Source organism: Algibacter lectus (genome assembly GCF_900112395.1).
Classification (GTDB): Bacteria; Bacteroidota; Bacteroidia; order Flavobacteriales; family Flavobacteriaceae; genus Algibacter; species Algibacter lectus.
This window is the reverse complement of sequence record NZ_FOLN01000002.1, coordinates 553,210-574,904: the sequence shown is the minus strand read 5'-3', so window position 1 is coordinate 574,904 and position 21,695 is coordinate 553,210. Positions and strand designations below refer to the sequence as shown.

Sequence of the window (21,695 nt, the reverse complement as noted above, 5' to 3'; positions counted from 1 at the left end):
AGCCTACTCAAAATCTGGTGTTACACTTTCCGATGATGTTAAACCACTATCGCTTAAAACACCAAAATCAAAATCGTCTTGAGATAAAAAGCTTAAGCTAATTTCTTGCAAGTTTACAGTTACTAAATAGGTGTAGTAAATTGTATGTTCTCTATAAGCTGTTGCCGGAACTGTTTCTGCAACGGCAGGATTTAAATAATCTGCACCAACATCACTGTTAGTAATATCATTATTTGGACGTTGATCTTGTGAGTCATTTTCTTCATCACGAGTTAAAACACCATCGCCATCATCATCAGCATCTAAATAATCAGGAATACCATCACCATCGGTATCTTGAGCATCTTCTAAATCACCATCACCATTTGGGTCTGGGTTTTCATCTTCAGTTAAAATATTATCACCATCATCATCCCAATCAATATAATTTGGTAAACCATCACCATCGGTATCATCATCAGTTAAATCACCGTTTCCATTAACGTCTTCAAGATCTGCAAGAATTCCATCTTCATCATCTTTAGTTAAAATAGTTAAAATTTCCGCAGTACAAGCATCACTTTCACTAGAAGTAATCGTTACTTCATCAGGAATATCGTTACAAAATAAGGTAGAGGGTAAACTTTCATCACTATAAGTTCTATAGTAAAACGTAGCACCTAAGGCAAGTTCTAGAGAATCATTACTTTCTACCGCTAGAATTTCATCTAAAGTCAAATCAGAAATTAATACTGATAAAGATTCTGATGGATCGTCTTTCGTTTTATAAAGAACAAGATCTGATACACCTTCGCATGCGCTAAACTCATCGTCGAATTCAAGCTCTACGGTAATAATATCACCATCATCACAGCCTTGGATTGAAATTAAACAAACAGCAATAAAAATATAAATTAACTTACGCATGGACATCTATTTTGCCACAAAAATAGTGGAATTGATATTGATAACAAATAAACTTCAAAATTACAGATTAAATTCGTTTTTATCATTTTTTTAACCTACTTAATATGTAATAAAAAATAATGAGTAAACTGAATTTTGCAATGTTGTAAAATTCATTTCAAACTAATAACGAACGATATTAGAAATAATTTTATTTGAAGTATTTTTGTTGCTTAATAAAGTAATATGAAACCAGTATATTTTGATAATGCCGCAACAACAGAACTGAGAGATGAAGTTATTGATGTTATGGCTCAAGTTTTGAAAGCAAACTTCGGAAACCCATCATCTTCACACAGTTTCGGGAGGTCTTCAAAATCTTTAATCGAAAAATCTAGAAAGGCCATAGCGAGTTGTTTAAATGTTTCGGCTAGTGAAATTATTTTTACATCGGGTGGCACAGAGGCTGATAATTTAATTTTGAATAGTGCCGTTCGCGATTTAGGCGTTAAGCATATTATAACCACACAAATTGAACATCATGCCGTTTTACATACAGTAGAAGCTTTACAGGAAAGCCATAACATTGATGTCAGTTTTGTTAATTTGGACAGCAAAGGGAATTTGGATTTTAATCATTTGGAATCCTTATTACAAACAGAAACCAAAACATTGGTGAGCTTAATGCACATTAATAATGAAATTGGCAACATTACCGATATTAAGCATGTTTCTAATTTATGTAAAGCTAATAATGCACTTTTCCATAGTGATGCCGTACAATCTGTAGGGCACTATAATTTAGATTTACAAGATATTCAAGTTGATTTTATAGCTGCAGCAGGTCATAAATTCCATGGTCCAAAAGGTGTTGGTTTTGCTTTTATCAGAAAAAATATAGGATACCTTAAACCTTTAATTTTTGGAGGAGAGCAAGAACGCGGACTTCGAGCAGGTACAGAGAGTGTGCATAATATTGCTGGTTTAGAGGCGGCTCTAAAATTATGTCACGAACGTGCAGAAGAAGAGCATGAATATATTAATGGCCTGAAATTATATTTTATAAATGAAATTAAGGCGGCTTTACCGGGTGTTACCTTTAATGGAGAATCAGAGAATTTAGAAAAAAGCACTTATACCTTAATTAATGTTTGCTTGCCAATTCCGGCAAATAAATCTGCTATGCTGCTCTTTCAATTAGATTTAAAAGGTATTGCTTGTTCTAAAGGAAGTGCGTGCCAAAGTGGAAGTAATAAAAAATCGCATGTTTTATCCGAAATATTATCTGGTGACGATTTAGAGAGACCATCTTTAAGGTTCTCGTTTAGTATTTTTAATACAAAAGAGGAGGTTGACTATGTGATTTCTATTTTGAAGGAATTCGCTTAATAATAATTTGTTTTTATATAATAAATCCGATTAAATGATTGTTTTTAACGTTTAAATGTGTTTTTGTAGTGTTTAACTGATTTTTTATGCTTAACTTTGCGCTTTATTTATTATATTTAGAGTAACTTAAAGCTAAGCGAACATGAAGAACACTACTATTTTTATCGGATTATTATTTTTAGTCCTTTTTCAGATACCAACATATGCACAAGTAGGTATAGGAACAACTACTCCTGATGCTTCTTCAATTCTAGATATAGAATCTACAACTCAAGGAATTTTAACACCAAGAATGACAACTGCACAGCGAATTGCTATTGCTTCTCCTGCAGAAGGTTTAATGGTTTTCGATATCGATGAAGGTTCTTTTTTCTATTTTGACGGAACAGTTTGGGTTGAGTTAGAAGGATCAGTAACTAGAGATAATTATAAATTAGTGAAATCTGCAGCCGATTTGGCCGATGAGCTTGCTGCGGGTGGTGGAACCGAATACTTATTTACTACCGACTTTATGTATGAAATTAATGGCACAATAACTTTAGCTGCACCAATTAATTTAAATGGTGCTTATTTAGTTGGAGAGGATACAAACGAAGATATTTTAATGCGAGTTGGAGGTACTATTTTTGAAGGTGATACTGGCGGTTCTATTAGGGGGCTTACTTTAGTAGCCTCTGGACCTGGAGCAGCAGTATTTAATCTAACGGGTAGTACTGGAACAGAGCGTTTTGTGTTTCGAGATAGTGTTGTAGCGAACTCAACTTCGGTTGGTACTATTTCTTCATATGGATTAGTTTTTATTAGTATTGTACAGTACGTAAATAATGCAGCAGGAATTACTTTTGATGATATACACCAGTTACTTTTAAATTCTGAAGGATGGGCTAGTGATAATACAGGTATTTATCAAACTTTTACAGGTGACTTTGATATTATAGCCAAACAAGGTGGTTTTAGTAAAGTAGTGGGCGCAACAGCGGCAATCGATATCACAGGAGTATCAGCTTTGACTAGTGGAAATATAAGTAATGTTAATTTTTATGGAGGAGGCAATTATGTTAATGGTTCTTCTCCTTATACTGGCTACGATTTTTCTAATAAATGGGATGTGGATAGCCCGGGAATTCCCGTAGAAACAGATGGGGTAGCATCTGGTAATTTTTACTTTAATGGTACTTTAACAACGGGTTTCTCTCAATTTATATCTAACGGCACTCCTGTTGAAGTACAAGGCACAGGTGGTTTTGATGCTCCTAGATTGTTTCGGTTTATAGCGTCTGAAGGGAATAATAAATTAACCTATGATGGTATTAAACCTAGAAAATTTCAAGTAAATGTATCGATGTCTATTCGTGTAGATGATGCTGTGGGTAATTTTTACGCTTTTGTTATTGCTAAAGAAGGTGCTTTAGTTACTGAATCTAACGCAGTTGTACGTATTGATAGTAATCTTCAAATTCAAAATGTGTCATTAAATGCCGATATTGATTTAATAGCAGGTGAAAGTATAGAGGTTTATGTTCAGCGCTTAACAGGTTCAGGGACAGATGAACTTGCTGTTTTTTCAGAGAATTTATCTATTAAATAAAACGTTAATATTAAAACCTCATACTAGTTTTCACATTAAAAACACGCGGTGTTAAGTAATTAGGAATCGCATATTGGCGTTTGCTATATACATCGCGTACCCAAGTGTTAGTTATAGAGTTTTGAGCATCAAACATGTTATAGATTTCAAACCCAAAAGACAAAGCTTTAAAAGGCTTTCTCCAACCACGATCAAATTGCTTTTTATCATCGACTACCACAAATTGTAAACCTAAATCGGCACGTTTGTAATCTGGTAATCTGTTTTGATAATCGTAAGGATCGGCATAACTTGGCGATCCACCAGGTAAGCCTGTATTGTAAACTAGATTTAAATACACTTTCATGTTTGGTACATTAGGTACATAATCTTGAAATAAGGCAGCAAACTTTAAACGCTGATCTGTTGGGCGTGCAATATAGCCACGATTATCTATATTCTCCTCATTTTTTAAGTATCCAAAACTAAACCAAGATTCGGTTCCAGGAACAAACTCTCCGTTTAAGCGCATATCTAAACCATATGCATAAGCTTCAGCATTATTATTGGCAGCATAACGGATACGTACGTTTTCTAAAGTGTACGGATTAACATCGGTAATGCCTTTATAATAAAGTTCGGTAGTTAATTTAAAGGGGCGTTCCCACATTTTAAAACTATAATCGTTTCCTAATACAACATGAAGTGATTTTTGAGCTTTAACATCAGGCTGAATTGTTCCCGAAGCATCACGTAACTCACGATAGAAAGGTGGCTGATAATATAAACCTGTAGCTACTCTAAATAGCATATCTTTTTCCCAATTAGGTTTTATAGTGAATTGTGCACGCGGACTAAATACGATTTGATTGCTTCCAGATATTCCATCTCCCGAAACCGACCAACTATGTATACGCCCTCCGGCATTGTACCAAACATCGCTATTGCCTATAGTAGAGCGTTTACTCCATTGCGCATAGGCTTGCAGTCTATTAATTTGTGTGCTATTTGTAGCTCTAATATTTTGATAAGGTTCTAGCGGACCGCTAAATGGCGTATAAGGTTGCTCGTTTGCTACTGTTTTTGGAGGCCTAATAGAGAATCCTGCCGAATCTATGGTTTCCCATTCTACTAAGCGGTCTCTAATATCTTCGTGAGTATATTTTATAGACCATTCAATATGGTTATCTTCAATTCTTAAATCGCCTTTATGCTCAATATTTGTAATTAAGGCGTCAAGATCGTTTCGGCCATGATTTAATTGACTACCAACACCTTCGCTAAATTCTACCTCTCCTAAATTCTCGTCACCAATATTACTATTAACTTCACCTAATCTATATTGTGCTAAAATATCAAAATACTCTTCTTCTGTAGTGTGGTAAGTTGAGGCTATTAACTTTAATGTTAAATCATCATTTGCAAAATAGCTTCCTTTAAAAGCTCCAAAATAGGTTTGATATTCATCTTTTTCTTGTCCTTCATAAAACACTAAAAGTGCAATAGGGTCGGCAAGTGTTCCAAAATTGGTTTGTCGGCTTTGCGGTTCAAAATTGTATTTATTGATAGAGGCGTTTCCTAAAAAACTCAAATGAAATTTATCGGTAAATTTATAAGTCAAAAATGCTTGAGCATCTGCAAAGGTTGGTTTAACATTAGTTTCGGTTTCCTTAGCATCAACTAGCAAACTATTGTCGCGATAACGTAAACCTATAATGCTTGTAAATTTAGAATCTTTACTAATATTTTCTACGGAAAGACTTCCGCCAAGTAAACTCAAATCGGCATTAACTTCAAACTGGTAAGGTGTTTTATAGGTAATATCTAAAACTGAAGATAATTTATCGCCATATTTAGCTTGAAATCCACCTGCTGAAAAATCAACATTTTGCACCAAATTAGAGTTTACAAAACTTAGACCTTCTTGTTGGCCGGAACGAATTAAAAACGGACGATAGACTTCTATATCATTCACGTAAACCAAATTCTCATCGTAATTTCCACCGCGAACAGAGTATTGTGTGCTCAATTCGTTATTATTACTAACGCCTGGTAAGGTCATTAATAGGTTTTCTACACCGGCATTGGCACCGGGTATTTTTCTAATGGTTTCTGGTTTTATAGTAATTATACCTTCAATATCTTTCCTGCGGTTGCTCGTTACCACAACAGCTGCTATTTGCTCTAAAGAAGTACTCATTACAGGATTGAATTCGAAGATTTCTCCGTTTTTCAAATTAAAAGTACTCGATATTTTCTTGAAAGCTAAATGTGTAAATTCAACTAAAACATCTTCATTTATATTTATAGTTAAACTGTAAAACCCGTTGGTATTACTAATGGTGCCTTGAGTACCAGATTTAATACTCACCTGTTCTACGGGTAAATTGTTTTCATCTAAAATAATACCTTTTATAGTTGCTGTTTGCGCAACCCCATTGTAAAGGTTCAAAAAAAATAAACTGAAAATTAAAAGTTTTGTTTTCAAATGAATTGATGAGTTAGTTCGTGTTATTTCCTGTAAAATAACGCTTCAAAAGTAGAGCTATTTCCAACATTATCAGTAACAATAACTTTTAAATTATTGTTAGTGTCTGTAAAATCGCCATCATTAAAATCGTAAGTTAAAGTATTTGTTTTGTATTCGTATTCCATTAAAATAAATTTCCCGTTAATGGTTGCTCGGTAATTAGAAATGCCAGAAAGATCGTCGCTAATTTTAACTTTTAGATATTTAAAATTACTTAACCATTGCTTATTTTTAAAATTATCTGCCTTAATAGTAGGAGGAACGCTATCTGTTGCTAACGCGTATTTTCCTAAATATTTTGTGGTAGTCGATAAAATATCGCCTTTTCTTTTTGTTGTAGAATAAGCTGGGTAATCTTTGTAGCCAAGTAGACGAGCAATAAATAGTTTGCTTTTATCGGCATCGTTATATTGGCTAACATCAAAAGAGATATTGAAGATTTTTTGTGTTGGTACCGTATCGTCATGCAATAATAAGGTGTCGTTTTTTACTTCAAAATCTAAATAAAAATCGTTGTAAAAAGTATCTTTATAAAAATCGACAGTAATTTTATCTTGTTTTAAATTGGTTACTTGGTCAGCTTTAATAAAATAAGGTGTTATTTTCTTTTCCTTGGGTTCGGTAATGGTCTTTTTTGTTCCCTTTATATTAACGGTAATCCAGGTTGAATTGTTTTTATAATCGGATACTCTAATTTTGTAAACGGAATTGGTGCTATCTTTTATAGTTAAAATACCATTGTTAGATACCGATTTATACAAGCTTAATTGGTTGTCTTGTCGGTACAAACGTTGAATGCGTTCTCTTTTAGTTTTAAAATGCTCGTAATCGATTAAGGCATTAATGTGTTTTGTTTCATCGAATGAAAATTCTTTAAAATCAATTTCAAAATTACGCAAACCATTAATTACGGTTTGTATGTTGTACACACCATTAGAGTTTCCTGCCAAATCTTGTCGGTCAATAGTTTTAATTCCAAAACCAATATTTCCAATGGCGTCAATTTTTTCTGTAACAAAATCACCATTTTTTAGAGGCACCAATCTTACTTTTTGCTTTTTATTCTTCTTATTTACAAATGAAGTGCTATCTAAAGGGTACACGTAAAGTGATTGCACAACAGGGGCTTTAGTGTCTAGAATGTCAATGCCAAAAAGCATTGGGTTTATGGGGTGCTCGTCTTTGTTTCTAATTTCAAAATGTAGGTGAGGACCGCCAGAACTGCCCGTGTTTCCACTATAAGCCACAAGTTCACCTTGTGTTACAGGTAATTCTTCTGGAGTAGGAAATAGCTCAATTTCATAACTTTCGGCCTCGTATTGCTTCTTTTTTATGTAAGCTTCAATTTCTGGAGATAGTTTTGATAAATGCGCATACACTGTAGTATAACCGTTTGGGTGTGTAATGTATAGAGCTTTACCGTAACCGTAATGTGCAATTTTAATACGGCTTACAAATCCGCTTGCCGAGGCATTTACTTTTAAGCCAATGCGTTGTTTGGTTTTAATATCGAGTCCGGAATGGAAATGATTAGACCGCAGTTCGGCAAAAGTACCAGCGAGTACCAAAGTACCCTCTAAAGGATTTGCAAAATAATCTTGTGGATAGTTGTTTTGGGCGTTCAATAAAAACGAACAGAACAAAAGAAGGGAAAGGATAAATTTCATAGAATAAATGTAACTGCTAAAATATTAATTTGAGATGAAAACACAAAGAATAAAGCAAAAACTAAGCCATTGTATTTAAAAGGAGTTTAAAGGAATAATCTAAAAATTTATTGAAAAACTATTGTAATTTATAGCGAACTTGGTTAACTTTGTAAGATAAGTATTGAAATTTGTAAATGAGTAATATTGAGGATATTGTAGATTCGTTAGAAAACAAAATTAGCAAAGTATTACATAAAATAGAGCTTTTAAAGCAAACTAATTTGAAATTAAATGAAGAATTAGAAGTTTCAAAGCAGGAAATTTTGAACCAAAAAAAGCTAAATGCTAATTGGGAAGAAAAATATGAAGCTCTTAAAATTGCAAATTCAATGCTTGGTGGTGACGATAATAAAAGAGAAACTAAGCTTAAAATAAATGCCCTAATTAGAGAAATTGACCATTGTATTGGACAACTATCTGAATAGTGCTAATTAAATTCAATGTCCGACAAGCTTAAAATAAAGCTATCTATTGCTAATCGCGTATATCCTTTAACTATTGACCCAAGTCAAGAAGAAGGTTTACGTAAGGCGGCAAAGAACATTGAAGTAATGATTAAAAAATTTGAGCAAAGTTATTCTGTTCGAGATAAACAAGACGTTTTGGCTATGTGTGCCTTGCAATTTGCATCTCAAGTAGAGCAGAAGTCTATAGATAAAACAAATATAAACGAGCATGTTGAAGAAAAGCTTGTTGCGCTTAATAGTTTGTTAGATTCTCACATAGGCTCTTAATTCGTTCTTTAAAATAAACTAAAAAGTTACTGCCTACATTGGTTATTTTTTTTGATAAACTCAACGTTAATTCTTTAAAAAGGGTGAGTTTAAGTTGTAAAAGCAGGCTGCAACACTAAATTTATTTAGTGTTAGACAGATCCTTGATCAGCTTGTTAGCCCTAAACTTGTTTTTAAGGAGTTTATACAAAACTTTATGCTAGTGTAGGCTTTTTTTATATATTATAATCAACTAATTTAAACGATGGATAACTCAATTATATTTGCAGTAGGTGGTGTTATATTAGGGCTTGCAATAGGCTTTATTATAGCAAAAACGTTAGAAAAAAACAATGCGTCTAAACTTATAAAAAACGCTAAAAAAAATGCAGCATCAATACTTAAACAAGCTAACCTAGAAGGTGAGAGTATTAAAAAAGATAAAATGCTACAGGCTAAAGAAAAATTCTTAGAGCTAAAAGCAGAACACGAAAAGGTTATTTTAAGTCGTGATAAAAAAATGAGTGAAGCTGAAAAGCGCACTAGAGATAAAGAATCTCAAGTATCAAATGAACTTTCCAAGAGTAAAAAAGCTAACGATAGTTTAGAGAGTAAAATAAAGGACTATAACCACAGACTTGATGTATTAGAAAGCAAACAAGAAGAGGTTGAAAGATTACACAGAAGTCAAGTACAACAATTAGAAGTTATTTCTAGTCTTTCGGCAGAAGAAGCTAAAGAGCAATTAGTAGAGTCTTTAAAAGGTGAAGCTAAAAATGATGCGATGGCTTTTATACAGAGTTCTATAGAAGAAGCTAAGCTTACAGCTGAACAGGACGCTAAGAAAATTATAATAAACACCATACAGCGTATTGGAACAGAGGAAGCAGTTGATAACTGTGTATCTGTATTTAATATCGAATCTGATGATGTTAAAGGACGTATTATTGGTCGTGAAGGTAGAAATATACGTGCCATTGAAGCAGCTACAGGAGTAGAAATTATTGTTGATGATACGCCAGAGGCTATTATCTTATCTTGTTTCGATTCTGTACGTCGTGAAATAGCAAGATTATCACTTCATAAATTAGTGACAGATGGTAGAATTCACCCTGCACGAATTGAAGAAGTAGTTAAGAAAACTCAAAAACAAATAGAACAGGAAATTATAGAAGTTGGTAAGCGTACGGTTATCGATTTAGGTATTCATAATCTACACCCAGAACTTATTAAAATGGTTGGTAGAATGAAATATCGTTCATCTTACGGACAAAACTTATTACAACACTCACGTGAGGTTGCTAAGCTTTGTGGAGTGATGGCAGCAGAATTAGGTTTAAACCCTAAACTTGCAAAACGTGCTGGGTTATTACACGATATTGGAAAAGTGCCAGATGCTGAAACAGATATGGAAACGCCACATGCTATATTGGGAATGCAATGGGCTGAGAAATATGGTGAGAAAGACGATGTAATAAATGCTATTGGAGCACACCACGATGAAATTGAAATGAAATCTTTACTAGCGCCAATTATACAAGTTTGTGATGCAATCTCAGGAGCAAGACCAGGAGCACGTAGACAAGTATTAGATAGTTATATTCAACGTTTAAAAGACTTAGAGGAAATTGCTTTCGGATTTAGTGGTGTTAAAAAAGCATACGCTATTCAAGCCGGTAGAGAACTACGTGTGATTGTAGAAAGCGAAAAGGTTAACGATCAAACAGCTGCTGATTTGTCGTTTAATATTTCTCAGAAAATCCAAACAGATATGACGTATCCAGGACAAGTAAAAGTTACTGTAATTAGAGAAACAAGAGCAGTTAATATTGCAAAATAAACTACTGGTTTAAAGTAGAAGACGTATTAAAGCTTTCCTTTTTTTTATTAAGAAGGAAAGCTTTTTCTTTTGGAAAAAAGAGTTTAAATGTCGTGCCTTCGTTTAGTTTACTATCAATAGTAATTTTACCTCCTAAATCTTCAACTTGTATTTTAGTAAGATATAAACCTATGCCTTCAGAATCGTCTCTACTGCTTTCGTGAAATGTGTTGTACATTCCAAAAACTTGCTCTTTATATTTTTCTAAATCAATACCAATACCGTTGTCCGAAATCGAAATTTCAAAGCCTTCCTCTGTTTGAACACCTTTAATATTTACTATTGGTGTCTTTTGAGGGTGAACGTATTTTACAGCGTTAGAAATTAGGTTATGGAATATACTTTCTAAATAAGACGAGTTTCCTTTAAGATATAAGTTAGAAGGCAAGTCTGTGTTTATAGTCGCTCTTTTTGTAGCTATTTCAATAGATAGATTACCTAATGTTTCTCTAACTACACCATTTATGCCTATGTTATTGTTTAGGTCGTTATACTCTGAGTTTACACTAATAACGTCATTTAAATTGGTGATAGTAGTCGTTAACGCAGACGAAATGGTTTTTAAATAATTAAACATTTCATCTTTTTCTTGTTGCGTTGTAGAGGACTCGTGAAACTCTAGTACGTTTTTAAAGTTACCAATATGGGTTCTTAAATTATGAGAAACTATATGCGTAAAATTATAAAGTCTTTTATTTTGACTTGTAATTATGTTGAAGTTTTCATTTAGAAGCACTTCATTCCGCTTGCGAGATGTAATGTCTATATGTGTACCTATAATACGTAACGGTTTACCGTTTTTATCTTTACTAACAATTTTTCCGCTATCTAGAATCCATCTATAGCTACCGTCTTTACAAAGTACACGGTGTTCATTTTTGTAGAGTTCTAGTTCGCCTGTAATATGTCTTTGAAAATCGCTATTGTAAGCAGCTTTATCTTCTGGGTGTACACGTTTGTTCCATTCATCGGCATGGTTACCAATTTCATGATCATTGTATCCTAAAATATTTTTAGATTCAACTGAATAAAACACTTCGTTCATCTTTGCATCCCAATCCCAAACACCAATTTTAGAGTTTTCAACAGCAAATTGCCATTTTAAACTATTGGAGTTATTAGAATTAGTTCTATGTTCAAATAGACGACGAATAGGGGAGAATATACGCTTAATCATTTGGTTTTCTTAGGGTTATTAATGTAATATGAATTATAAGTAGGTGCTATTTAGACGCATTAAATAGTAATAGGTCACAGTTTTGGTCTTGATTTTGTTTCAAATCTTACATAAGAAACAATATTTCTCGGATAAAAGCACTATTTTCTTGGATGAAATTTCTCTACAACCTTAGTTAAATGGTTTCTGTCTAAGTGCACATAGATTTCGGTGGTGGTTATACTTTCGTGCCCAAGCATAAGCTGTATCGATCTTAAATCTGCATTGTTTTGAAGTAAATGTGTTGCAAAAGAATGTCTAAATGTATGTGGAGAAATACTTTTATTTAAATCTATTTTCACTGCCAACTGTTTTATAATGGTAAAAATCATGGCTCTTGTTAATTGTTTACCCCGACGGTTTAAAAACAAAGTATCTTCAAAACCTGCTTGAATGTTCATGTGTTTTCTAATATCTTTTCTGTAAATATCAATATATTTTTTAGTAACATCAATAATAGGTACAAAACGCTGTTTGTCTCCTTTACCGGTAACTTTTATAAAGCCTTCTTCAAAAAATAAATCCGATAGTTTTAAATTCACCAATTCACTAACACGCAAGCCACAGCCATATAGTGTTTCTAACATGGCTCTATTACGTTCGCCTTCTGGTTTGCTTAAATCTATGGCTTTTATAAGGTTATCAATTTCTTCTTCTGATAAGGTGTCTGGAAGTTTTCTTCCTATTTTAGGAGATTCTATAAGCTCCAAAGGGTTGTCTGGTCTATAATCTTCGAAAACCAAGTAATTAAAAAAACTACGTAAACCAGATATTAATCGAGACTGTGAACGCTCGTTAATATGTTTAGAGGTGTTATAGATAAATTCTCTAATGGTTTCATCTGTAATTGAAATAGCTGTTTCGTTAATATCTTTTTCCTCTAAAAAAGATATTAATTTTTCAACATCTAGTACATAGCTGTTAATTGAATTTTGAGATAACCCTCTTTCTATTTTTAGATAAAAGGTATAATCTTTTAAAGCTTGACTCCATTTCATTATGATAAAAGTAAAGAATTTTTTGGATTAAATAGAGATTGGATTGCTCATATTTTTGGAAGTATTTAATAAACAAATGAATAAGAAATCACAGTGTATTTAAGGATGAAAAAAAACTGATTTTCGGCTTTTTTTATGTTAAAAAAAAAGTTTTTTCTGTAGATATTGATTACCAATGAGTTGTAGTCTAAACAATGTTAAAATTATCACAAAGCGGGATTAAGTGTTAATTTAACGGGTAAACAGTCTTTAATTTGCGGAATATTTAAAATAAAACAATTTAATTATGAAAAAATTATTTTTTGCTGCGGCAATTGCAGTTTTCGGATTTACTACAGTAAATGCACAAGATGATACTACTGAATTTGGTTTTGGAGAAGGTAACGTTTTTGTTGAAGGAAGTTTAGGTTTTAGCAGTACTAATGACAAAAACTTTGATACAAAATCTAACACTTTTAACTTTACACCAAAAGTAGGTTATTTTTTAAATGATGATTTAGCAGTTGGTGTTCAATTAGATTTTGGTACAGCTAAAACTTCTGCTTCTGGAACTGACACTTCTAAAAACTCAAATGTTGGAATTGGTGCTTTTGGACGTTATTACTTTTTAGATTTAGGAAAACGTTTTAAAACGTATACTGAACTTGGTGTTGGGTATAACACATTAGATGACAAAATTTCTGATGTTAAAGTGAATTCAATTGGAGCTGGTCTAGATTTAGGTCTTAACTATTTTGTAAAAGAAAACATTGCACTTACTTTCGGATTAGATAATGTTTTAGCATACTCTTCTTCTAAAGTAGATGTATCTGGAGCTAAAGCTACAAACAGTTTTGAGTTTGGAGTAGGTGAAGTAAACAATCCTTTTGGTGGAACTGCTAAATTTGGAGTATTATTCGTATTCTAAGTAATAATAGTTATTGAAAATAAAAAAAAGGAAGTCGTAAAGGCTTCCTTTTTTTATGCGTAAAAATTAAATATATTTACCATATGAAAAAACTAATGATCATCAACGGGCCAAATCTAAATTTGTTAGGTAAACGCGAACCAGAAATTTATGGTAGCTTAACTTTTGAAGCTTTTTTTAGTGAATTAAAAGAAAAGTATCCATCGGTAAGTTTAGAGTATTTTCAGTCTAACATAGAGGGAGAGATTATAGATAAGTTGCACGAAGTTGGTTTTAGTATAGATGGTATTATTTTAAATGCAGGAGCTTATACGCACACATCCATCGGTATTGGCGATGCTATAAAAGGAATTTCCACTCCTGTTGTAGAAGTACATATTTCTAATACATTTGGTCGCGAAGCTTTTCGTCACCAGTCTTACATTTCACCAAATGCTAAAGGGGTTATATTAGGTTTTGGTATGGCAAGTTACGGATTGGCTATACAGAGCTTTTTGTAAAAATCTTTTAAGTTTAAATTATAAATAAATTGTGAAAGATTAACAGGTATTAAGGTTAAATTTGTGTAGTATTAAGTTTACGATAATTTATATATGAAACAAAAATTACTTATTCTGTTTTTTATCTGCCCTGTATTTTTTATTGTAAATGCTCAAGAAAATTCTAAAGAGAAGGAAGATGCCTTTGAGATAACCGATGATGTTAACATAAACAACAGCGTTTTACCATTTTCAAACTACTTTTCGGAATATAGAATAAGTGATAATTGGAACATCCGTGCAGAGAATATTGAAACCAACTTTGGAGGTTTTAATACAAACTATAAGGTGAAAGAATTTCCAATACTTGCAAAATACAGTTTTACTCAAAAATTTAGTGTTATGTTTGGGCCAACAACACGTTTATTATTAAAAAATGGTGTTATTGAAGATGTATCTACATCAGGAACTTTAGGTGTGCAATACGATTTTACTGAATCGTTTTTAATGGAGGCTAGGCTAAATTATAATTTAACCGATGATGCGCCATTTAATTCAAACTTACCAACTACAAATTCTATTTTTAAACTAAGCGGCAAATATAAATTCTAAAAAAAAAGTGCGATTCAAAATATATTGAATCGCACTTTTTATATTTATAATATCTAATAGTATTAGATATGTATTACTTCATCATAAGCAGCTGCAACAGCTTCCATAACGGCCTCACTCATTGTTGGGTGTGGGTGAATGGTTTTTAAAACTTCATGACCTGTAGTTTCTAATTTTCTACCTAAAACAGCTTCAGCAATCATATCAGTAACACCAGCACCAACCATATGGCATCCTAACCATTCGCCGTACTTAGCATCAAAAATTACTTTTACAAAACCTTCTTTGTTTCCACCAGCACTAGCTTTTCCAGAAGCAGAGAAAGGGAATTTACCAATCTTTACATCTAAACCTTGTTCTTTAGCTTGCTTTTCAGTGATACCAACAGATGCAATCTCAGGAGTACAGTAAGTACAACCAGGAATGTTTCCGTAGTCTAAAGCTTCAACGTGTTGTCCAGCTAATTTTTCTACACAAAGTATACCTTCAGCAGAAGCAACGTGTGCTAAAGCAGGCCCAGGAGTAATATCTCCAATAGCAAAATATCCAGGAATATTAGTTTGGTAAAAATCGTTAACAATTACTTTATCTCTATCCACAACAATTCCAACATCTTCTAATCCAATGTTTTCAATGTTTGTTTTAATACCAACAGCGCTTAAAATAATATCAGCTTCAAGAATTTCTTCACCTTTACTAGTTTTAACTGTAGCTTTCACACCTTCTCCAGATGTATCAACAGTAGTCACTTCAGCAGAAGTCATTACTTTAATACCAGATTTTTTGAAAGAACGCTCAACTAATTTAGATACGTCTTCATCTTCAACAGGTACAATGTTTGGTAAATATTCAACAATAGTTACATCAGTTCCCATAGAGTTGTAAAAGTATGCGAACTCAACACCAATAGCTCCAGAACCAACCACAATCATTTTCTTAGGTTGTTCTTTTAACGTTAAGGCTTGTCTGTATCCAATAACTTTTTTACCATCTTGCGGTAAGTTTGGTAACTCACGAGAGCGAGCACCTGTAGCTATAATAATATTGTCGGCGCTATATTCAGTACCATCAACATCTATTTTTTTACCTGGTTTAAGTTTTCCAAAACCATCAATTACGTCTACTTTATTTTTCTTTAGTAAAAACTGAACACCTTTACTCATACCGTCTGCAACGTTACGGCTACGTTTTACAACAGCATCAAAATCGTGTTCTGCATCTGTTACTTTTAAACCGTAATCTTCAGCATGTTTTAGATATTCAAAAACTTGAGCAGATTTTAATAAGGCTTTGGTTGGAATACAACCCCAGTTTAAACAAACCCCACCAAGATTTTCTTTTTCAACAATAGCAGTTTTAAAACCTAATTGTGATGCTCTAATAGCTGTTACATAACCACCAGGACCACTTCCAAGAACAATAATATCGTATTTACTCATTTGTTAATTTTTAGGTTACGAATTTACAAAATCGAAATGTAATAATGAATTAACAAAGCCTTAAATCGAAAAAAAAAGCACGCTCCTGTTCCTTTTGGTTTTCAATAAATTAGAAGCCCCAGTAATAAATGGAATTTACCTTTGTTTTACTACCTTTGCTTTGCAAGTTATTATTTATGAACATACCTAAAACAAGTTACCCACGAATTATTATAATTGGTGGCGGTTTTGCAGGAATTGCCTTAGCAAGAAAATTATCAAAACAAGAAGTACAAGTGGTACTCTTGGATAAACATAACTATCATACATTTCAACCGTTATTATACCAAGTATCTACCGGTGGACTAGAGCCAGACTCCATAGCATATCCCATTCGTAAAATTTTAAAAGATTTTCCAAACTTTCACTTTAGGCTTGCAGAAGTAAATGAAATTGATACCACTTGCAATACCATAAAAACGAATATTGGCGATTTAAAATTTGATTATTTAGTGGTGGCTTCGGGATCTAAAACTAATTATTTTGGTAATACGGAAATCGAAAAACACAGTATGGCCATGAAAACCATACCACAATCTCTAAACCTAAGGAGTTTAATACTCGAGAATTTTGAAGAAGCTCTATTAACGACTGATTTGCATGAGCGTATTGCTCTCATGAATTTTGTAATAGTAGGTGGTGGTCCAACAGGCGTAGAGCTTGCAGGTGCTTTAGCCGAAATTAAAAAAGGTATTCTTCCAAAAGATTATCCCGATTTAGATACTCGTTTAGCGCAGATTAATATTATACAATCTGGAGGTTGCTTATTAAAGGGTATGAGTGAAAATGCATCGGCAAAAGCCGAAGACTTTCTTGAGAAACTTGGCGTTCATGTATGGAAAAACGTTCGTGTAACTAATTACGATGGTAAAACAGTAACTACAAATTCCGATTTAACCTTCGATACAGCTACCGTAGTTTGGGCAGCAGGAGTACAAGGTGCAACTATAAAAGGACTAGATGCTAAAGATTTTGTTACTCGTGGTAACCGTATTTTAGTAAACCAATGCAACCAAGTAAAAGGCTTCGAGCATATTTTTGCCATTGGCGATATCGCTTGCATGGCAACCGATGAGTTTCCGAACGGCTTACCAATGATGGCACAACCCGCCATACAACAAGGTCAGCAATTGGGGAGTAATATTTTAAAACTTATAGAGGAAAAACCCATGAAACCTTTTGAATATAAAGACAAAGGTGCTATGGCAACAGTAGGACGAAACAAAGCAGTGGTCGATTTAAAAACATTGAGATTTCAAGGTGTTTTTGCCTGGTATGTTTGGATGTTTGTTCATTTGTTTTTCCTAATTGGTTTCCGAAACCGGATGGTTGTTTTTGTAAACTGGGTGTATAATTACATACGTTTCGATCGCGAAGCACGTTTAATTATTCGTCCGTTTAAAAAGAAGTTTAAATTATAAATTCTCTCTTTTTTGTTTAATGTTTATAGCGAGTTGCCATGAAAAATGGCAAACAGGCTTTCCGCTATATCTTTTGTTTTTTTTCTTAAGGAGAGTGATGGCTTGATTGTTTTCGTTTTTTCTAAACTCGAAAGTACAAGTTAATCAACGTAAAACAAAAGGATATCGCATCAATCCTTCTCGCAGGGCATATCCGCAAAAGTATGTTTTAAGTATTTATATTATTGGGTTTGTTTCGTCATGTCGACGCTGGGAGACATCATATCACAGTAAGCACTTCAATTTAAAATATCGAAATTTAAATTACAAAATACCACCATTATAAATCATCAGTAAAATGCTTTCTAGATTTTTCTTCGCTAAACTTTTTATCGTTATAAGCTTTAGATCCTCCTTTAGGGATGGAAAGAATCTGCCAATCTTTTCCTTTAAAAATTTTACCTAAAAAAACAATTTGACCAATATGATAAGAGTAATGCGCTAATTGTCTATTTATCGCTTCTGTAACAGTATGGCCTTCATTCCTGATATAAACTATGCGTTCTAAATCGCTTTCCGTTAAAGGTTTTATAGCATTAAATAGGCAGTCCCAACCAGTATTCCAACTTTCTAATAATTGCTCTTTGGTTTCAAAAGTATCATCGAATTCTCGATTTCGGTTTCTCGAAGGTTTTTCACCGTCTTCAGTTAAAAAGTTTGTCCAACGGCTTAGCATATTCCCAGAAAGATGCTTTGTTATAATGGCTATAGAATTGGCATCTTGGGCAATTTCATTTTGTAATTCATCAAATGATAATTGATCAAAAGTTTTGTCGCCTAAACCTTTATAATATTCAAACTGTTTTCTAATACTTTCTAAATAACTTTCCATGCGATAAATGTAATCCATCAAGGCAATAAAAGCAAATGGAGAAGGTAACTTTCAAAAAAGCTTATTCTGTAGGTACAAATTTTAAAGAGACACCGTTAATGCAATGGCGCATTCCGGTTGTTCGCTTTGGGCCATCGTTAAAAACATGACCTAAATGTCCGCCACAAGTTCCACAATGTTCTTCGGTTCTAGCATATCCTAAATCGTAATCGGTAGAAAAATCGACATTACCTTTAATTTCTCTATCGAAACTTGGCCATCCCGTACCGGAATCAAACTTGTGTTCACTTTCAAATAAAGGTGTTTCGCAAGCTTTGCAAACGTAAGTTCCTGGTTTTTTGTTATTGTTTAAAGCGCTTGAGAAAGCACGTTCGGTTCCTGCTTCACGTAAAACGTAATACTCTACATCAGATAATTGTGCTTTCCACTCAGATTTTGTTTTCGTGACTTCAAAAGTTTTCTTTGTCTCGGTTTTCTTCTTTTGTGCTGTAGAATTGCAACTAAAAGCTAAAAATAAAGCAAGTACTATAATTATCTTATTCATATTTAAATTTGTTTTTTAATTCAGTCGTAGTGTAAATCTAAAAATAACAGAATAGAATTTAATTAAAGTTATATTTTTCATAAAAAAGCGCTTTTATTATGTTCAAAGTTTGTTAAATTTGAATGTGACTAATTAAATAAAAATGTGTCTCAATATTAAACATACAGTTTTTGTATTTTTGAGATCTAATAAAACCCAATATGATGAAACTAAAAGTTACTTTAATATCCTTAGGAGTTTGTGCCATGATATTTTCTTGTGCAACAAACCCTTTTACAGGAAAAAAAACAATGGCATTTGTATCTAATGCTCAGTTGTTTCCAACTGCTTTTGCTCAATACGATCAGTTTTTAACGGATAATAATGTTGTAACAGGTACTAAAGATGCAGAAATGATTACAAGAGTAGGACAGCGTATAGCTGTTGCAGCTGAGCGTTGGTTAACTGCAAACGGAAATGCTGGTTATTTAAATGATTACAAATGGGAATATAATTTGGTAGATGATGAAACTGTAAATGCTTGGTGCATGCCAGGTGGTAAAATTGTATTTTACACAGGTATTTTACCAATAGCAGCAAACGAAACAGGAGTTGCTGCCATTATGGGGCACGAGGTTGCGCATGCATTAGCAAACCACGGACAGCAACGTATGAGTGCTGGATATGTACAACAAGGTTTAGCGGTTGCAGGAAATGTAGCTATACAAGATGAGCAATCTAGAAATGCTTTTAACCAGTACTATGGTGTTGGTTCAAATGTATTAGGAATGTTACCTTTTAGTAGAAGTCATGAAACTGAAGCTGATAAAATTGGTTTATACTTAATGGCTGTTGCTGGTTATAACCCAGATGAAGCTGCTGAATTATGGAAACGTATGAAAGCTAATAGTGGAGGAGATGCGCCTGCAGAATTTATGAGTACGCACCCATCTAACGATACGCGAATTAATAACTTAACGCAATGGGCTCCAGATGCTAAAAAGGAAGCTGCAAAATTTGGCGTAACATCGTTTAGAGCGATATAACATTTTAATAAAATATTTGTTTACTTTAGAAGCTGCTAATTATTAGCAGCTTTTTTATTTAGCGAAATTTTTTATATGATTCAACTTGAAAAGGGAAGTAAGAAACTATTAAATGCTTGGGCATTTTACGATTGGGCAAATTCGGTTTATACTTTAACTATTGCATCTTCAATTTTTCCGATATTTTATTCGGCATTATTTCTTTCAGAAGTTAAAACTGTTGGAGCTTTTGGTACCGAATTTAAAAGTACTGCACTTATAACTTTTGTAACAGCTTTTACCTTTTTGGTAGTAGCGATTACTTCGCCAATACTTTCCGGAATTGCCGATTATGTTGGTAATAAAAAGAATTTTTTAAAGTTTTTCTGTTACGTTGGTAGCGTAGGTTGTGTTGGGTTGTATTGGTTTAATTTAGAACAAATTCACCTGAGTTTGTTGTTCTATTTTATGGGATTAATTGGGTACTGGGGAAGTTTGGTTTTCTATAATTCATATTTACCAGATATTGCATATCCAGAGCAACAAGATAGCATAAGTGCCAAAGGGTTTTCCATGGGGTATTTAGGAAGTGTGTTGTTGTTAATATTCAATTTAATGATGGTGATGTTTCCGCAGTTTTTTGGATTCGATTTAAGTATAGATCCATCTATTACAGAAAGAGGAAGCGAGGCTGAAATTCAATTAGCTATGGATGCGGCTAAAGACGCAGCTTCGTTTAAGGCTATGAAAATATCTTTTATTACTGTTGGAATTTGGTGGGCTTTATTTAGTCAATATTCATTTTACTTTTTACCAAAAGGAACAAAATCTGGACATAAAGTAACTCGAGCCGTCATCTTTAATGGTTTAAAAGAATTAAGAGAAGTTTGGAAAGAGTTAAAGCAAAACTTAAGATTGAAACGCTATCTATATGCATTTTTTGTATTTAGTATGGCTGTACAAACTATTATGCTGGTTGCTGTTTATTTTGGAGAAGAAGAAATTTCTTGGGGAACAGATAGTGAAAAAACAATGGGGTTAATTGTTAGTATTTTGGTGATACAACTGGTTGCTATTCTTGGCGCTTATGTAACCTCAAAAGCATCATCTAAATTTGGAAATATTAAAACACTAATCGCTGTTAATTTTGTTTGGATGTTTTTGTGTTTTTATGCTTATATAATGCATACACCAATGCAGTTTTATATTGCGGCCGGTATTGTTGGTTTGGTTATGGGAGGAGTGCAATCACTTGGGCGTTCTACATATTCTAAATTTTTACCAGAAACGGAAGACACTACATCATACTTTAGTTTTTATGATGTTGCTGAGAAAATCGGTATTGTAATTGGTATGGTTATTTTTGCTACCGTAGACCAAATTACCGGAACCATGAGAAATGCTATTTTGGTGCTTGTTGTCTTTTTTATAGGTGGTATTATTTTATTGTTTAGAGTGCCGAACGAAAATAAAAAGACTGCCTTAGAATAGTA

19 protein-coding genes and 1 other RNA gene are annotated in these 21,695 nt (G+C 33.2%); 12 read left to right on the top strand and 8 right to left on the bottom strand.

The window, feature by feature from the left end:
• Nucleotides 1-3 precede the first annotated feature (3 nt).
• Nucleotides 4-906: a hypothetical protein gene (locus tag BM246_RS05490; protein ID WP_074936324.1), complete on the bottom strand. Its 903-nt coding sequence runs from the start codon at nt 904-906 to the stop codon at nt 4-6.
• A 225-nt stretch (nt 907-1,131) separates the two neighbouring features.
• On the opposite strand from BM246_RS05490, the gene BM246_RS05485 reads away from it, so the two are divergent.
• Nucleotides 1,132-2,274: a cysteine desulfurase family protein gene (locus BM246_RS05485; protein ID WP_074936321.1), complete on the top strand. Its 1,143-nt coding sequence runs from the start codon at nt 1,132-1,134 to the stop codon at nt 2,272-2,274.
• Nucleotides 2,275-2,416: 142 nt separating this feature from the next.
• On the top strand, nt 2,417-3,862 hold the full coding sequence (locus BM246_RS05480; protein WP_074936318.1) for a hypothetical protein: 1,446 nt from the start codon (nt 2,417-2,419) through the stop codon (nt 3,860-3,862).
• 10 nt (nt 3,863-3,872) lie between these two features.
• Here BM246_RS05480 and BM246_RS05475 read toward each other — a convergent pair whose 3' ends face one another.
• Nucleotides 3,873-6,293: a TonB-dependent receptor gene (locus tag BM246_RS05475; RefSeq protein WP_231961823.1), complete on the bottom strand. Its 2,421-nt coding sequence runs from the start codon at nt 6,291-6,293 to the stop codon at nt 3,873-3,875.
• Between the two features lie 59 nt (nt 6,294-6,352).
• The gene (locus BM246_RS05470; protein WP_074936312.1) at nt 6,353-8,038 is read right to left on the bottom strand and encodes a M23 family metallopeptidase; all 1,686 of its coding nucleotides are present in this window, start codon (nt 8,036-8,038) and stop codon (nt 6,353-6,355) included.
• 176 nt (nt 8,039-8,214) lie between these two features.
• Between BM246_RS05470 and BM246_RS05465 the strand changes: the two genes are divergently transcribed.
• The 4 genes from BM246_RS05465 to rny all read left to right on the top strand — a co-directional run bounded on the left by BM246_RS05465 (nt 8,215) and on the right by rny (nt 10,633).
• Entirely contained in the window at nt 8,215-8,505 is a 291-nt protein-coding gene (locus tag BM246_RS05465) for a hypothetical protein (protein WP_042494746.1), read from the top strand.
• 15 nt (nt 8,506-8,520) lie between these two features.
• Complete coding sequence (locus tag BM246_RS05460; RefSeq protein ID WP_042494747.1) at nt 8,521-8,814, top strand: cell division protein ZapA; 294 nt, start codon at nt 8,521-8,523, stop codon at nt 8,812-8,814.
• Between the two features lie 58 nt (nt 8,815-8,872).
• Nucleotides 8,873-8,998, top strand: a non-coding RNA gene (gene ssrS / locus BM246_RS05455) — 6S RNA.
• Nucleotides 8,999-9,058: 60 nt separating this feature from the next.
• Nucleotides 9,059-10,633 (top strand): ribonuclease Y, encoded by a 1,575-nt coding sequence (gene rny, locus BM246_RS05450; protein WP_074936310.1) that lies wholly within the window; start codon nt 9,059-9,061, stop codon nt 10,631-10,633.
• A 1-nt stretch (nt 10,634) separates the two neighbouring features.
• Here the strand turns inward: rny and BM246_RS05445 are convergent, their stop codons facing one another.
• Nucleotides 10,635-11,849, bottom strand: a complete 1,215-nt coding sequence (locus tag BM246_RS05445) for a sensor histidine kinase (RefSeq protein ID WP_052415273.1) — start codon at nt 11,847-11,849, stop codon at nt 10,635-10,637.
• A gap of 140 nt (nt 11,850-11,989) precedes the next feature.
• Nucleotides 11,990-12,886 (bottom strand): site-specific tyrosine recombinase XerD, encoded by an 897-nt coding sequence (gene xerD, locus BM246_RS05440; RefSeq protein WP_074936308.1) that lies wholly within the window; start codon nt 12,884-12,886, stop codon nt 11,990-11,992.
• 286 nt (nt 12,887-13,172) lie between these two features.
• Between xerD and BM246_RS05435 the strand changes: the two genes are divergently transcribed.
• From BM246_RS05435 to BM246_RS05425, 3 genes are all read left to right on the top strand, one after another.
• On the top strand, nt 13,173-13,793 hold the full coding sequence (locus BM246_RS05435) for an outer membrane beta-barrel protein (RefSeq protein ID WP_042494748.1): 621 nt from the start codon (nt 13,173-13,175) through the stop codon (nt 13,791-13,793).
• 83 nt (nt 13,794-13,876) lie between these two features.
• Nucleotides 13,877-14,293 (top strand): type II 3-dehydroquinate dehydratase, encoded by a 417-nt coding sequence (gene aroQ / locus BM246_RS05430; RefSeq protein WP_042503835.1) that lies wholly within the window; start codon nt 13,877-13,879, stop codon nt 14,291-14,293.
• Between the two features lie 93 nt (nt 14,294-14,386).
• On the top strand, nt 14,387-14,884 hold the full coding sequence (locus tag BM246_RS05425) for a hypothetical protein (RefSeq protein ID WP_042503836.1): 498 nt from the start codon (nt 14,387-14,389) through the stop codon (nt 14,882-14,884).
• Nucleotides 14,885-14,946: 62 nt separating this feature from the next.
• Here the strand turns inward: BM246_RS05425 and lpdA are convergent, their stop codons facing one another.
• Nucleotides 14,947-16,323, bottom strand: coding sequence for a dihydrolipoyl dehydrogenase (lpdA, locus tag BM246_RS05420; protein WP_042503837.1), 1,377 nt, complete (start codon nt 16,321-16,323; stop codon nt 14,947-14,949).
• Nucleotides 16,324-16,499: 176 nt separating this feature from the next.
• Here lpdA and BM246_RS05415 point away from each other — a divergent pair, with 176 nt between their 5' ends.
• Nucleotides 16,500-17,783, top strand: a complete 1,284-nt coding sequence (locus tag BM246_RS05415; protein WP_042503948.1) for an NAD(P)/FAD-dependent oxidoreductase — start codon at nt 16,500-16,502, stop codon at nt 17,781-17,783.
• Nucleotides 17,784-18,102: 319 nt separating this feature from the next.
• Here BM246_RS05415 and BM246_RS05410 read toward each other — a convergent pair whose 3' ends face one another.
• Together BM246_RS05410 and msrB are read right to left on the bottom strand one after the other, a co-directional pair.
• On the bottom strand, nt 18,103-18,654 hold the full coding sequence (locus BM246_RS05410; protein ID WP_074936450.1) for a DUF1572 family protein: 552 nt from the start codon (nt 18,652-18,654) through the stop codon (nt 18,103-18,105).
• A 61-nt stretch (nt 18,655-18,715) separates the two neighbouring features.
• The gene (gene msrB, locus BM246_RS05405) at nt 18,716-19,198 is read right to left on the bottom strand and encodes a peptide-methionine (R)-S-oxide reductase MsrB (protein WP_074936306.1); all 483 of its coding nucleotides are present in this window, start codon (nt 19,196-19,198) and stop codon (nt 18,716-18,718) included.
• 203 nt (nt 19,199-19,401) lie between these two features.
• On the opposite strand from msrB, the gene BM246_RS05400 reads away from it, so the two are divergent.
• Together BM246_RS05400 and BM246_RS05395 are read left to right on the top strand one after the other, a co-directional pair.
• Nucleotides 19,402-20,223 carry a M48 family metallopeptidase gene (locus BM246_RS05400; protein ID WP_174564429.1) on the top strand — a complete coding sequence of 274 codons (822 nt, stop codon included), beginning with the start codon at nt 19,402-19,404 and terminating at the stop codon, nt 20,221-20,223.
• A gap of 75 nt (nt 20,224-20,298) precedes the next feature.
• Nucleotides 20,299-21,693: an MFS transporter gene (locus tag BM246_RS05395; protein ID WP_074936303.1), complete on the top strand. Its 1,395-nt coding sequence runs from the start codon at nt 20,299-20,301 to the stop codon at nt 21,691-21,693.
• Nucleotides 21,694-21,695 lie beyond the last annotated feature (2 nt).

Bases quoted from the DNA above. Each gene is read 5' to 3' on its own strand.
- BM246_RS05490 (WP_074936324.1), bottom strand. From the start codon at position 906: ATGCGTAAGTTAATTTATATTTTTATTGCTGTTTGTTTAATTTCAATC.
- BM246_RS05485 (WP_074936321.1), top strand. From the start codon at position 1,132: ATGAAACCAGTATATTTTGATAATGCCGCAACAACAGAACTGAGAGAT.
- BM246_RS05480 (WP_074936318.1), top strand. From the start codon at position 2,417: ATGAAGAACACTACTATTTTTATCGGATTATTATTTTTAGTCCTTTTT.
- BM246_RS05470 (WP_074936312.1), bottom strand. From the start codon at position 8,038: ATGAAATTTATCCTTTCCCTTCTTTTGTTCTGTTCGTTTTTATTGAAC.
- BM246_RS05465 (WP_042494746.1), top strand. From the start codon at position 8,215: ATGAGTAATATTGAGGATATTGTAGATTCGTTAGAAAACAAAATTAGC.
- BM246_RS05460 (WP_042494747.1), top strand. From the start codon at position 8,521: ATGTCCGACAAGCTTAAAATAAAGCTATCTATTGCTAATCGCGTATAT.
- rny (WP_074936310.1), top strand. From the start codon at position 9,059: ATGGATAACTCAATTATATTTGCAGTAGGTGGTGTTATATTAGGGCTT.
- BM246_RS05445 (WP_052415273.1), bottom strand. From the start codon at position 11,849: ATGATTAAGCGTATATTCTCCCCTATTCGTCGTCTATTTGAACATAGA.
- xerD (WP_074936308.1), bottom strand. From the start codon at position 12,886: ATGAAATGGAGTCAAGCTTTAAAAGATTATACCTTTTATCTAAAAATA.
- BM246_RS05435 (WP_042494748.1), top strand. From the start codon at position 13,173: ATGAAAAAATTATTTTTTGCTGCGGCAATTGCAGTTTTCGGATTTACT.
- aroQ (WP_042503835.1), top strand. From the start codon at position 13,877: ATGAAAAAACTAATGATCATCAACGGGCCAAATCTAAATTTGTTAGGT.
- BM246_RS05425 (WP_042503836.1), top strand. From the start codon at position 14,387: ATGAAACAAAAATTACTTATTCTGTTTTTTATCTGCCCTGTATTTTTT.
- lpdA (WP_042503837.1), bottom strand. From the start codon at position 16,323: ATGAGTAAATACGATATTATTGTTCTTGGAAGTGGTCCTGGTGGTTAT.
- BM246_RS05415 (WP_042503948.1), top strand. From the start codon at position 16,500: ATGAACATACCTAAAACAAGTTACCCACGAATTATTATAATTGGTGGC.
- BM246_RS05410 (WP_074936450.1), bottom strand. From the start codon at position 18,654: ATGGAAAGTTATTTAGAAAGTATTAGAAAACAGTTTGAATATTATAAA.
- msrB (WP_074936306.1), bottom strand. From the start codon at position 19,198: ATGAATAAGATAATTATAGTACTTGCTTTATTTTTAGCTTTTAGTTGC.
- BM246_RS05400 (WP_174564429.1), top strand. From the start codon at position 19,402: ATGAAACTAAAAGTTACTTTAATATCCTTAGGAGTTTGTGCCATGATA.
- BM246_RS05395 (WP_074936303.1), top strand. From the start codon at position 20,299: ATGATTCAACTTGAAAAGGGAAGTAAGAAACTATTAAATGCTTGGGCA.